At 45.1% G+C, this 13,187-nt stretch carries 11 protein-coding genes and 1 pseudogene; all 12 read left to right on the forward strand.

The window, feature by feature from the left end; translation table 11 throughout:
- Nucleotides 1–166: 166 nt before the first annotated feature.
- Entirely contained in the window at nucleotides 167–2,155 is a 1,989-nt protein-coding gene (locus ABH008_RS23780) for an RHS repeat-associated core domain-containing protein (protein WP_347990319.1), read from the forward strand.
- A complete protein-coding gene (locus tag ABH008_RS23785) occupies nucleotides 2,152–2,496 on the forward strand; it encodes a hypothetical protein (RefSeq protein ID WP_347990138.1) in 345 nt (114 codons plus the stop codon). Before ABH008_RS23780 ends, ABH008_RS23785 begins: the two co-directional genes overlap by 4 nt.
- A gap of 22 nt (nucleotides 2,497–2,518) precedes the next feature.
- Nucleotides 2,519–3,229 (forward strand): hypothetical protein, encoded by a 711-nt coding sequence (locus tag ABH008_RS23790; protein WP_347990139.1) that lies wholly within the window; start codon nucleotides 2,519–2,521, stop codon nucleotides 3,227–3,229.
- A 607-nt stretch (nucleotides 3,230–3,836) separates the two neighbouring features.
- Nucleotides 3,837–5,453 carry a hypothetical protein gene (locus ABH008_RS23795; protein WP_347990140.1) on the forward strand — a complete coding sequence of 539 codons (1,617 nt, stop codon included), beginning with the start codon at nucleotides 3,837–3,839 and terminating at the stop codon, nucleotides 5,451–5,453.
- A gap of 197 nt (nucleotides 5,454–5,650) precedes the next feature.
- Nucleotides 5,651–6,190, forward strand: coding sequence for an exosortase family protein XrtM (gene xrtM / locus ABH008_RS23800; protein WP_347990141.1), 540 nt, complete (start codon nucleotides 5,651–5,653; stop codon nucleotides 6,188–6,190).
- Complete coding sequence (locus ABH008_RS23805; protein ID WP_347990142.1) at nucleotides 6,177–6,803, forward strand: hypothetical protein; 627 nt, start codon at nucleotides 6,177–6,179, stop codon at nucleotides 6,801–6,803. The genes xrtM and ABH008_RS23805 overlap by 14 nt, the downstream gene beginning before the upstream one ends.
- Nucleotides 6,804–7,135: 332 nt before the next feature.
- On the forward strand, nucleotides 7,136–8,191 hold the full coding sequence (locus tag ABH008_RS23810; protein WP_347990143.1) for a DNA-binding protein: 1,056 nt from the start codon (nucleotides 7,136–7,138) through the stop codon (nucleotides 8,189–8,191).
- Between the two features lie 288 nt (nucleotides 8,192–8,479).
- Nucleotides 8,480–9,526 carry a site-specific integrase gene (locus ABH008_RS23815; protein ID WP_347990144.1) on the forward strand — a complete coding sequence of 349 codons (1,047 nt, stop codon included), beginning with the start codon at nucleotides 8,480–8,482 and terminating at the stop codon, nucleotides 9,524–9,526.
- Nucleotides 9,523–10,500, forward strand: coding sequence for a tyrosine-type recombinase/integrase (locus tag ABH008_RS23820; protein WP_347990315.1), 978 nt, complete (start codon nucleotides 9,523–9,525; stop codon nucleotides 10,498–10,500). The genes ABH008_RS23815 and ABH008_RS23820 overlap by 4 nt, the downstream gene beginning before the upstream one ends.
- Nucleotides 10,493–11,499 (forward strand): annotated as a pseudogene (locus ABH008_RS23825) (tyrosine-type recombinase/integrase). The gene ABH008_RS23820 and the pseudogene ABH008_RS23825 overlap by 8 nt, the downstream one beginning before the upstream one ends.
- A 272-nt stretch (nucleotides 11,500–11,771) precedes the next feature.
- Complete coding sequence (locus tag ABH008_RS23830) at nucleotides 11,772–12,188, forward strand: hypothetical protein (RefSeq protein ID WP_347990145.1); 417 nt, start codon at nucleotides 11,772–11,774, stop codon at nucleotides 12,186–12,188.
- Nucleotides 12,178–13,158 (forward strand): AAA family ATPase, encoded by a 981-nt coding sequence (locus tag ABH008_RS23835; protein WP_347990146.1) that lies wholly within the window; start codon nucleotides 12,178–12,180, stop codon nucleotides 13,156–13,158. The genes ABH008_RS23830 and ABH008_RS23835 overlap by 11 nt, the downstream gene beginning before the upstream one ends.
- Nucleotides 13,159–13,187 lie beyond the last annotated feature (29 nt).

Below are 13,187 nucleotides of genomic sequence, written 5' to 3' on the forward strand. Positions count from 1 at the left end.
AATTTTATACATAAGATAAATTTATAAGTGAATTAGATTAGACGCTATCGTACGTTTTCGTACCACTGGACTTCAACCCCCTAAAACCATCATTAACGACGAAGCGGGTAACGATATACAGATTACCGACCGCAAAACGCAAATCACCCAACAGTATTTTGATGTGATGAACCGCAAAGTGCAAAGCAATCTGGCCGATAGCACCAGTGATATTTACACCTATAACAGCTTTGACGATTTAGTGCAGGTGCAGAACAATGCCGTGAGTTATACCTATGGCTACGATAGCAAACACCAATTGCTGAGTAAAACCGACAACCGGCAGAACCTTAGCCTGAACTGGACGTTCGATGCGGTGGGTAATATCCACAGCAAAAGCGATTATCAGGGCAGTTTGACCACCTATCAATACGATGATAGCAACCGCCTGACTGCCGAAAGTAATCCCAGCTATCTGGAAGTCAGCTATCACTACGACCCTGCCGGACGCATACTGGACCGCATACTTAGTAACGGCGCACAAACCAATTATACCTACGATAAAGGCGGGCGATTAACCTTACTGAAAAACAGTAGCGCAACCGGTGTATTGGTTAACAGCACTCAATATACCCGCGATAGCATTGGCAATATCCTGTCCGCTACAGAAGCCGCCAGCACCAGCCAGACGGCCGGGGTCAGCACTTTCAAATACGACCCAGAATACCGTTTGCTAACCGTCACTTATCCAACCACGGCCAATAACGAAACGATAAGCTATGATCCGGTCGGCAACCGTAAAACCTATACCAAAGGCACACTGACCCTGTATTACAACGTCAATGCCGCCAACCGCCTGCTTACCACCCGCACTGTCAGCGCCACCGGTACGATTTACGAAACTTACGGCTACGATAATAACGGCAGCATGACCAGTATTAGCGGTAACCGTACGGTTGGCATGACTTGGGATGCACATAACCGCATTAGTCAAATGCAAATCAACGCCATTCCAGCGTATTCTTACCAATACGATCCCTCCGGGTACCGTATCCAGAAAAATGCCGGCAGCATCAAAAACTATTACCTGCAAGCTGAACACTTGGAAGCCATTTACGATAATATCGGTACCCTGCAAGCCAAATACATGCGCGGCAGCGTCATCGACGAAGTGGTCAATGGCTACCAGTTGGATAGCACCGGCAAGCTGGTCAATTATACTTACCATCATGACGCGCTGGAATCGGTACTGGGGCAAAGCGGGCATGATGGCACGGTATTAGCCGCCCAAGGCTACACCTCTTTTGGAACCATATCCAACGCCTCCGGTAGTAGTAACAACCTGTTGAAATATACTGGACGTGAGCAGGATACAGAAACGGGGTTTTATTATTATCGAGACAGGTATTATGATCCTATCACTGGGCGGTTTATTAGTGAAGACCGTAAGGGGTTTGGAGCAGGGGTTAATTTTTATACCTATGCCAATAATAATCCGGTTAATGGGAATGATCCAACTGGTTTTGTTGATGTTACTTACACGGCAGGTTCAAACAATCCTACAATTACGAACTCGCCATTAGCAGGAGTTAATTATCAGGTATCTGATTCAAATGGTAATACTGCCTCAATGGGAGTTGGTGTTTATAATATGGTAGTTCAGCAAGGTAATAGTTTTAATACTGTTTTCAATGTTAACCAAACTAATTCATACATAAACGGTGGCGTTAATTATATTCTAAATAATAGGCTAAATGGTGCGACTGGCGATGCTAGTTTTGACGAAATTGCACAACAGTCTGTAACTGGTGGCCCATGGGATACAAAACAATACTTGCCTAATAATGCAGTTTATTTTTTAAATGACCAAGCCGAATTAAATGACTATGTTGGTAATGTAATTTGGGCAGCAGGTGTTAATTCTTTAGGTTTATCACAAACAACAGCAATAATTGGCGCTCAGGCATATGCTTTGAAGTCAAATGGCACTTTTGATGATCCTAGAGATCAAGAAGCCATAAACTACGGATATTCTCTTACATTGCCTTTACCCACACAATCATCAGGTAGTTTATCCCTATCTGATGAAGAAGATAGTGCGGCGGCTGATGGAGGTTTTGTTATTTATCCAAATAAATCAAATACAAATCAAATAAGATCTGTTTATTCAAAATGAAGTATTTAATTTCCTTTATTCGTTATTTGATTATCAGTTCATTATTCGGTATTTTGTATGCAATAATGTTTCTTGAGGTTGATGAATTACTGTGTAAAAGTAAAAGTGGTCAAACTGCCGCTGGGGGTGGTGCGGCGATTGGACTATTATCTCTAAAATATTTTTTTATATCATGGATAGTTTCAATGGTTATTTTATTTGCCATTAATATAATGCAAAAATATAGTTTATTGAAATCAAATACATCTTTTTCGTTTAAAATGCTCATTGTTTTAGGAGTGACATTAGTCATTACTTTTGATTCTATTTTAAGCTTTTGGCGGTCATTAGATTGTGTGTAGTTCTAACTTTTATGCTTATTGTTTGAATAATCCGGTTAATGGGAGTGATCCGAGCGGGTTGGATGTAATTAAGTTTTCTGTTTCAGGAAATTCATTTGGTATTGGTGGTTCAGCTGGTTTATTCATAAGTTACCCGGGACCCGGTGGGAATGACAATAATGATATTGGAGGATTTGTGACAGGCCAACCACCTTCGTTACCAGCAAGCTTGGCCTTGCAAGCTTTGGATCCTAGTAATCCAGTTTTAGATATGTCTGCAGGTATTGGAGCAGCTAAATTGACAGCGGATTTTGGATGGGATGCCAGTCGTAGTTCCATGGATGGAATAGGTCTCACTAGTTATGGTGGTTATGGAGTTGGGCTTAAGACAGGTGGAAGTCTTAGTTGGGATATTCCATCAGGAGGTGGCGATCCAACATTATCGGAATTAGCCCCATCGGGTGTTTCAATAAATTATGGTTATCAGGGTGTACCTTATCTTCCATTCAATGCTGGGTTTCAAGTTGATTATACAAAGTCATTTTCAATAGGTGACCTTTTGATTAATTATGTTTTTCCATTAATAGACAATGTAACGAATGGTTGGTTTTCTGGGACAAATAATAAATCTTCTAGTGCCGCCGGATCGAATACTGTCGATGATCCTGCTATAAATAACGAAACTGATGGAGGCTTTGTCCTTTATCCAAATATGTCAAATACTAATCAACTGCAAAGTGTTTATAGAAAATAATGCCATGCACATAATACGAAATATTTTTCTAGCAATAATTATTTTAGTTTTGTTTATTTCTTGTCTTGTTTATACGGCTCTATTGATTATTTCATTAGCAAAGTTTTTGTTTAATTTACCTAATAGTGAGCATGAAAGACAAGTTAAGATTAATGGGGTATTTTCATATTTCCCTCAATTTATTTTGTTTTCAGAATATTTAGATTCACCACATAAAGAAAATGCAAAGTTGGTAGTAAGAAGATTTATTTTTACATTGATTTTATGGTCACTCTTTTTTATTTTTAAGTTTGTCATAGATAATGGTTTTATAATCCTTTGAAAAGTTGGCGGATGTCTACAAATAACGCTTTAACAACGGCAGCATGACCAGCATCAGAAACTATTATGAACGTACCTCCATTAAATAACATGATGGTACATCTGTTTAATGATGAAATCCAGCGACGTACAAATAGGTTGATGAATCAAAGGACAATTTGATAAAAAAGGTATTAATTATTTTGTAGTTATTGCTGACGGCCTAAAACTTCGAGACTAGGCTGACATTGATTTAATCAGGGAAATAAAACTAGAAACTTATATTTAGATCATTTAAGGAACTGTTATGAAAGTAAAAGTGTTATCAGCAGCTATTGCCACTGTGCTTATAGTTGACGTTTTTTATCAAAACCTACAAGCTGCTACGGCAACGACTGGGGTTACAGTCACCGTACCCACGGCCGCGGTCAGCATCAATCTGGCTGGTTCTTCCGAACAGGACAGATTACTGCAATCTATTTTAAGCGGTGATATTTGTACATCCGGATCGTTAGTGATATTTAAAGATAACGATGGCGGCACCACTAATACCACATACTGGGGCGGCAGATGGACCAGCTACTATTGTACTGTTGCCGTAAAAGCGTCTACACCTGTGTCTCTACAGAGTAAGATTTTAGCGGTTAACAAACGTTCTGCAGGCGGTTCCGGCTATGGTGTTCTGCCTTTGGTGAATAACCCCACCACTGGCAAGACGCCTTTTCCGATTAATTTTATGGCAGAGACCGCCACTAATTGCAAAATGCAGGATACCACGCAAACTATTCCTACCTATGGCTGTACGGCCAGCGAAACTAGCGGTCATATTGCCGGCACCAATACTGCCCTGGTTATACCGGATGCTGGAGTATTAGATTCCAATCCCGGTTTATACACAGGCGTTAACACCGTACTAGATTTTGGTGTGCCCATTCTAGCGTCGGATGTTGCTACTTTAACGGTTGCCAATGGTGCAGCATTAACTTTTGGTGTACCGGTCACTTTAGATTTGTATAAAGCTTTACAAGCGGCGCAGGGTTTAAATACCGGTAGCTGTAGTTTGGGTGCATACGGCTATACCGGCGCAACTGCCGCCTGTATGCCCAGTTTGACGCGCTATCATATGGCAGCACTGATTTCGGGTGGTGCCCAAAACTGGGAACAGTTTAGTTTTAATGGCACAAATTTAGTAACCGCTGCCGAAAGTGCTGGTGTTGCTGCGCCGGGCGACATGCTGGTGCACTACTGCCAGGGTACGGCCGGTTCCGGCGCTGCCGCCAACCAGTATGCAAAATTCTTGAACAGCCCTTGCAATGCCAACGCCGCCTCACCTGTTGCCGATAATCGAGCCGCTGGCGGTGTTGCGGTGTCGCATATCTATACATCCGCCGATATGGAAGCCTGTCTGGATGACTTGCAAAACGGTACGAGCAACGCTGTGGATTATGTGACGGGCGGTTCTGTAAACGCTAACGTAAAGGCTTGGGGTTTTGGGGCTATTGCAGCCGATAAAAACGCAGTGAGTAGCACGAGTACCTATGCACACGGCTACCGTTATATCAAAGTGGATGGTTTTACACCGACTTTACAAAATGTCGTCAACGGTAGTTACAGCAATTGGGCACAAACCAGCTGGGTTATCAGCAAAAGCGCAACAATTGCGCCCACTGGCGCTAAACTGGATGCTATTAACTACATCCGCTCTGAATCGACTTTGGGCACTGTTCTACCTTTGGCTAATGTGGTTCAATCGTTCGGTACAGCGGGTTATTTAGGTTTGCCTACGCCTTATGGGCCCGCCGCCAACGTCATCAGCAATCCTGTCAATACCAGCAACCCTGTAACCCCTATGGCCTACACTGCGGGTGACAACTGTTCGGTGCCGGTTCCGGTTACGCAAACCGAAATCTTTACTTTTCAATAAAGCTTTTAGTATAAACTTGCTTTCAAGTGCAGAAACGGATGCAAGGATGCATCCAGATTCCTCACTCTCATCATGCTTCAACAAGGCTCTCCTGAGTCTTACCGAAGGGCTCAGGACAAACAGTGAAAACTGGCATGCTTTCTAATCGCATACAGTCGTGTCTATTCACTCTCTGTAAATTAAGTACAGCTAATCAAATGCTTATAAAGAACACTTATCATTTTTCGATGGCTGCGTATTATGGGTGGTTGCAATGCATTCTGTTTATTGGCTGTTACGTACTACTCGATTACGGCTATTTTACTATTCCAGAAGAGTGGTTTACTCAGGTTATTCATTACCGCTGGATGGGTGTCATTTGTGCTGATTTTATCAATATGATCGCGCCGCTAGAACAGGTTTCGGCAGCAGAAAATCATTTGCGTTCAGCCAAGGCAGGTATGGATATTGTACGTGGCTGTGATGGTGCTGGAGTATTGTTTTTACTCGTGTCTGCCATTTTGGTATTTCCGTCAAAACTGAGCCGGAAAGTGACTGGCCTGCTGTTGGGTATTTCTTTTATTTATGGCATCAATCTCCTGCGTATCAGTGCTTTGTACTTTATTGTTGCCTATTATCCTGATTGGTTTATGTTGATTCATCTTTATTTTTCGCCAACGTTAATGGTTATTGCTGCTTGTGCCTATTTTGCTTTGTGGGCGTACGGCACCACTAAAATGCTTCATGAATCAGCTTAATATTATTATTCTGATATCGAAAGGTTTAGCGGTATGGATGGCCTTGTCGGTATTGGTATTGTATTCTGGAGAATGGTTGCTATCTGGTTTGTTTCCGCTAATTAGAAACGTCATTACATTGATGACATCGGAATTGTCACCCAGTTTAAAGCTAATAAAATTGCATCAATTTCAATGGGATGCTTCAATTGAACTAACCGCCAAGGTACTTAAACCTATTTATTTGAATGCAGGTCAATATATACCCTCCGGCATGGACTTAAAAGCTTCAGCGCACTTGCTGCATGTACTGGTGCCAGTGGTTATCGAATGGACTATTTTGTTGGTCTGGCCACTACAATACTGGTCGCAGCGCTTATTGTTATTCGTATTGGGCTTATTTGCGGCTGCGTTGCTGGTTATCGCGATATTGCCTGCGCAGTTATTGGGAACACTGGAAATCTCTTTGCAGAATGTCGCCCTAACAGGTGCTGAACCTCGACCCGCACCGTGGTTTGTGGCCTGGATGGTATTTTGTGAAATGGGTGGTCGCTGGTTACTGGGGTTAGTGGCTGCAGGGTTGTGTATTCAATTACAAAGAAAGCTTTTTTGGAGAGTATGCAAAACTGGTTAGACAGTTAAGACCTATATTTACTCCGATACAAAACCTGCCACAAAATATCTGTTTTCCCTCGGCTCAAAATTTCAATTATAAACATTGGCTCTGGCAGCGTTCTACGGTTTCCATGCTTTTTCTTTTTTGCGATCCTCGAAATCTCTAAACCAGACATCTATATTCAAACAGTGTTATCGTACTTTTTCAATGAATTAAAGCCAACTACATTGCATCACATGTGATAACAACCATTATCGCACGTTAAAAAACTGATATTTCAAGCATTGATATTTCAATAAATAGTATGTAATATAATATTACGTAATACGGTATGAAATACGAGGTGAGTCATGGCTAGAGCGGGTATTTATAGAACAGAGGTTGCGAGAGCACGTAACAATCTACTGGCAATGGGACGACGACCCTCCATTGACGCCATTCGTATCGAACTGGGCAATACGGGTTCGAAAACCACCATCCAGCGCTATCTCAAAGAGATTGAGGAAGAAGAAAACGGTAATCATGGTCCGAAAGTGGCCGCAAGTGATGCAATTCTGGAATTGACGACTCGGCTGGCGGAGCAACTCCACCAAGAAGCAGATCAGCAAATTTCTGTATACACAGAAAAACACAAGGCGGAAATTGCCGATCTGAACAATCTAATCTCGTCACTGAGAAACGAGGCCGCGTCATTCCGAGGGCAAACAGAACAGTTAGCCCTTGACCTAGCAGCCGAAAAAGCCGCACACATGGAAACTCAAAATAAGCTCCAAGACGAGCGACTGTCGGTAGCGCAATTAGGACAACGTATTCAGGATATCGAAGCACTGCGAGCCAAAGAAGAAGAGCATCGACTTTCTCTGGAAGAAAAGCATCGACACGCCCGAGAAGCTTTGGAACATTTCCGTGACGCCGCTAAAGAACAGCGCGAACAAGATCATCGACAGTTTGAGCAACAAATCCAATTCCTGAAAGGCGAATTGCGTACTGCCCAGAACACGCTTAACACCAAGCAACAAGAACTTATTGTCAGCCATGAAAACAACGCCAGGTTATCAAGCGAGCTGAAACATTCTCGAAGCGAATTTTATCGTGTAGAAGATGAAATCCGATTGTTGGCTACTGCAAAAGAACAGTTAAGCGTTGCCGAACTAAAAAATCAACAGCTATTGTCACAAATGAACAAAGCCACCGATAGAGAAGTTGAGTTGATTAATGAAAATAAAATAAATGCAGGAAAACTACTTGATGTAACAGCCGTATCCCAACGACTTGAAGCAGAATTGATGGCGGCAAATGCTGTTACAGCGACTCAGGAACAAATTCTGCAATTACTTTCCCCACATCATAATTCGCAAAAAGAAACTATTGACAATTCTGTATCACCTTTAGATTCAAAGCCATAGGTCTGTTTTTTGAATTTTTTACATGAATCCCGGCCGACCCTCTAGAGCGGGTATTTATAGAACAGAGGTTGCGAGAGCACGTAACAATCTACTGGGGGTAGTTACCACATAGCTGCCAAAACCGCCATCTTGGTTAAACTTAACCAAAAGCATCCCAAATGCAGTGATCGAGTGCCTCTCATAAGTCGAAAACGAGCCTATTGAGAGTGATTTGGCGTATTTTGTGGTTTAGTGATCAAACACGGGTTAAAATCCGAAAAAACTTAACCTATTGATTATATTTAATTAATGCCCCAATCAGGAGAAGATGGCACTTTTGGCAGCTATGTGGTAACTACCCCATACCACCACCGACAAGATTTGCATGCAGCACTTGGTCATCTTCTTGTTCAGCTGCGCGCCAATGCCGTCATCGCCGATCCAGCAATAGGGCTAACGCCGGTGGATGAGGAGTTGCGCCGATTCGATGAGTATATGAACCGTGTCCGAGGACTCGCACCCATAACGCGTAAACAATCTATTGCTGTCATTCGCCGCCTGCTTTTTGGGCAGTTTGCCGATCAAGCCATTGTGGTCAGCACTTTCAGGCCCGACGATATACGCAAGTTTGTCGCCTGTCAGGGCGAGTTTTGCAAAGTTCCCGCCAGTATAAAAGGCACTATCTCGGCATTACGCGGCTATTTTCGTTACCGTACCACCCTGGGTGATAGGGTGCATCATTTAATTGGTGTCACCAGCTATCCAGCCAATTGGCAACAGGCTTCTTTACCGAAAACATTGAACACTAATGAAATTGAACGTTTATTGGCCGCCCTTGACTATGGCGGCGCAGCTTCACGCAGAACGGCAGCCATCGTGCATTGTGCGCTGGATCTTGGCTTGCGAAGCTGCGAGGTGGCCCAACTTGGGCTTGATGACATTGACTGGTCGGCTGCGACTATCACGCTGCGACACACCAAAGGCCGTCGCGACGATGTCATGCCGTTACCCGCTGCAACCGGCCAAGCCATTGCCGATTATTTGAAGTTCGAGCGGCCACAAACCACCAACCGGGCGGTGTTTGTGCGCAACGTTGCACCACGCGACCAGCCTGTCGGCCCTGATCTCATCCAAAAATCGATACGGCAGGCTTATGCCCATGCCGGATTGCCCTACACGCGTTCACATCTTCTGCGGCACACTATGGCCAGCCGACTATTGGCGGGCGGCAGTTCGATTAAAGAGGTGGCCGATGTCTTGCGGCACCGCTCACTGAATACCACCCTAGTTTACGCTAAACTCGACAGCAAAAATCTTGCAGCGGTGGCCTTGCCTTGGCCAGGGAGTGTGTCATGAATGCATACATCACCCTGCAAACACATGCCGAAAATTACCTGGGTGAGCGTCGTCGGCTGGGTTTTGGCTTGCGCAGTTCGGGCTATTCGGTGATGAGTTTTGCCCGCTACGCCGACTCCCTTAATAGCCAAGAACCCTTGACCGTTGAGATCATGGCCGATTGGGCACGGCAAGACCAGGGCAAGAGTGATAAACCATCCACTTGGGCGCGACGACTGAAAAAGTTACGTCCGTTTTGCTGTTACCTACAACAATTTGAACCCCGTACCGAGGTGCCAGACGATAGTATCTTTGGTCGAATTGGCCAGCGCTTGGCACCGCACATTTATAGCGAGCAGGAAATTATCGATTTGTTGGCAGCAGCCCGTAATCTGGGTTCATTCATTCCAGGGTTGCGTGGTGCCACCTACGAAACGCTGTTCGGCTTAATAGCATCCAGTGGGCTTCGTGTTTCTGAAGCGGTGCATCTGCTAGATACGGATGTCGATCTAAAATCAGGTATGCTGACCATACGGCAAACCAAATTTGCCAAGTCACGCCATGTTCCGCTCCATCCAAGTACTGTAGAGGCACTGAAACACTATCGGTCACAGCGAAATTTGTCTATTGAAGTGGTGAATGATACGCCATTTTTCGTCGGCACACGGGGTCGGCATCTCGGGCATAGCCTGGATCTTCGGCAAGTTCATCGTGTCTTCATCAATTTACGTGACCAATTAGGTTGGCTCAATCGCGGTGCGCACAACGGCCCACGAATCCATGATTTGAGGCACACCTTTGTCGTACGCCGCGTGCTGCTTTGGCAGTCACAAGGTTTGGATGTCGACCAGCATATGTTGGCCTTGTCCACGTATCTGGGCCATACCAATGTGACCAACACATATTGGTATCTGACCGGCATCCCCCAGCTCATGGCGGTGGCGGCAGAAAAGTTTGAAAGCTTCACGCAAATGCCGGAGGTGTACCATGACTGAAATAACAGCGCCTCGGCCGGTTTCATTTGCTGCTTTAGTCCAGCAATTTTTTACGGAATATCTGGTGACCCAGCGCGCATTAAGTCCTCGCACGATTGCTTCCTACCGGGATGCCATGCTGTTGTTCCTGGACTTTGCACGTCATCGCCTGGGTAAAATGCCGACTTAAACGACATCGTACCGGAGTTGATACTGGCGTTTCTGGATCACTTGGAACAAGAACGACAAAATTCGGTGCGCAGCCGCAACCTGAGACTGACGGCGTTGCGTGCGTTTCTTAAGTTTGCAGCACGGCGTGACGTAACATCTTTCTTTGTCATTGAACAAGCGTTGGGCGTACCCATGAAGCGTTTTGAGCGTCCAGTGTTGGGCTTCTTGAACCGTGATGAAATGTTGGCGGTGATTGGGCAGCCCGGGGATACTTGGACTTCGCAACGTGACCATCTATTATTCGCCATGCTTTATAACACAGGCGCTCGTGTCTCAGAAATCATTGGTGTTAAGGTGGGCGATGTGGTGTTGGGTGAATCCGCATGCGTACATTTACGTGGCAAGGGTCGCAAACAGCGATCAACACCTTTATGGAAAAGCACAGTTCAGGAAATCGGACTCTGGTTACGACGTAACCCAACACTGGGAACAGACACCGCGTTGTTGCCCAATCGGGATGGTAATACGATGACACGGTGTAATGTCACGCAACGCCTAAACATTGCGGTAGCTCGTGCAGCTAAGGTGTATAGCAGCCTCTCCAAACGAAAAATATCGCCGCATATCATAAGGCATACGACCGCCATGCATCTGTTACAGTCGGGTGTTGCTTTCAGTGTAATCGCTTTGTGGTTGGGTCATGAAAGCACAACCACCACACATCGATATGTTGAGGCCGATTTGGCGATGAAGGAAAAGGCTCTTGCCAGGCTCCAAGAGCCAGACACCATCCTTTGTCGTTACCATCCGGCTGATGATGAATTGATGCAGTTCCTTAAAGAACTATAACTATGTATAGCGCACTACCAGGCTTTACTGGTAGTGCGTGGGTTTCTGAGCAAAATAAAACGCTACTATACATAGTTGTCATCTATGCATAGCGGCCACTATGGATAGATATTCATAGTTACCGTTTGGAGCAATTCAAATTATTTTTTAAAGCAGACGCTCGCAAATGCTTCGGAATATCATTGGATTTTATACGTAGATATTTATACAACGCCATGATTATAAAGAGTTTAAAAAATAACGAGGGTTTGGGCTTAGAACCCCTGTAACGCTTGAAAACGATTCGCCGGAATTTTCGGCGGTTTGGGCTTACACCCCCTTTCAAGAAATCGTCCGCGCAAAGGCGTGCGGATCGGATCGAGATATTAGCCGCTCAACTCGAATTGTCGCGTGATGCACTGGAAAGCCGGCCTGACGTGGCGATATTCAGCCGACCCGATGGCATACCAACCCAAACATTTACTGACCCAGACCCATTCAACCAGCTGACGTACCCCAGTGCACTGGCAGCGAAACGCGCAATTTCGGAATTTTTGGGGCTGCCGCTGGCGAAGTTATCGGCTGATCAACTCGCTCGTATCAACGAGCTTGTCCAGTCCACGCTGAACAAGCAGGAAGTGCTGGCACGGGTTCCGGCCTGTGTCGAACCTATCGAACTCTCAACGGAGAACCAACCCCATGCTGAGTGACATTAGAAACTACTACAGTCTTACCCGAGATATTAGTTTGATTAGCCAGATTGCTTATTTCGAGACGACCCAGTTACAACAGGTCGTCAACGAACTCAAACTGGCGATTAAGGACAGTAAACTCATTGTGCTGGCGGGCATGGTTGGCACCGGCAAAACGTCGATGCTGCAAAAAATCCAGGAAATGCTGGAACAAGATAAAGCCATTTTGATTGCTAATTCCTTGGCATTGGATGTTAGCCTGGTAACACCGGCAATTCTGGTACAGACATTGTTCAGTGAGCTGTCCATCGACAAGGATGACCCAATGCCAAAGGTAGTAGGGCTACGAGAACGGGCATTGCGCGAGCTGATCCGCAAGCGGAAAAAGCCGGTCGCGTTGTTCATTGATGACGCCCATCAACTGCAAACAAAGACCTTGATTGCCCTAAAACGTCTGATGGAAATCGTGCGTAGCGGCAAAGGTACATTGTCAGTAGTGTTAGCCGGACATCCTAAGCTCAAGAATGATTTACTTCGACCCTCAATGGAGGAAATTGGTGCGCGGACGACGTTTTTTGAACTGAGCGGCTTCGGGCAGGAGAAGAAAAAGTATTTGTACTGGTTGCTCGATCAAGTAACGGAAGCGGAAACTAAGCCGGAAACCTTAATAACCGACGCAGCCGTGACATTGTTATGTGAGAAGTTAACGACACCGATACAGTTCGAACTTTATCTGACGCGCGCTTTCCAGGAAGCCTTCCGAGTCGGCCAGAAACCGGTCGATGCCGATACCATTAAAGATATTCTGGCGCCGGATCTGGATGGGTTGGAAGCACGCATGGCGCGCAACGGTTACAACATCAAGTTCATAACAGAAATACTCTCCGCCAAACCCAGGGAAATTCGGTCTTTCCTGAACGGCCAGTTGCCACCTGAACGCACTCAGGAACTCCATGATCAATTGCTGGCTGCTGGCGTTCTGCTTTAAGCGATGAGCAACATTTACATCGAAAAATC

It is taken from the genome of Methylomonas sp. AM2-LC (assembly GCF_039904985.1).
GTDB lineage: Bacteria > Pseudomonadota > Gammaproteobacteria > Methylococcales > Methylomonadaceae > Methylomonas.

Coding starts and splice junctions, on each gene's coding strand:
- ABH008_RS23780 (WP_347990319.1), top strand. CDS start 167: ATGAACCGCAAAGTGCAAAGCAATCTGGCCGATAGCACCAGTGATATT.
- ABH008_RS23785 (WP_347990138.1), top strand. CDS start 2,152: ATGAAGTATTTAATTTCCTTTATTCGTTATTTGATTATCAGTTCATTA.
- ABH008_RS23795 (WP_347990140.1), top strand. CDS start 3,837: ATGAAAGTAAAAGTGTTATCAGCAGCTATTGCCACTGTGCTTATAGTT.
- xrtM (WP_347990141.1), top strand. CDS start 5,651: ATGCTTATAAAGAACACTTATCATTTTTCGATGGCTGCGTATTATGGG.
- ABH008_RS23805 (WP_347990142.1), top strand. CDS start 6,177: ATGAATCAGCTTAATATTATTATTCTGATATCGAAAGGTTTAGCGGTA.
- ABH008_RS23810 (WP_347990143.1), top strand. CDS start 7,136: ATGGCTAGAGCGGGTATTTATAGAACAGAGGTTGCGAGAGCACGTAAC.
- ABH008_RS23815 (WP_347990144.1), top strand. CDS start 8,480: ATGCCCCAATCAGGAGAAGATGGCACTTTTGGCAGCTATGTGGTAACT.
- ABH008_RS23820 (WP_347990315.1), top strand. CDS start 9,523: ATGAATGCATACATCACCCTGCAAACACATGCCGAAAATTACCTGGGT.
- ABH008_RS23835 (WP_347990146.1), top strand. CDS start 12,178: ATGCTGAGTGACATTAGAAACTACTACAGTCTTACCCGAGATATTAGT.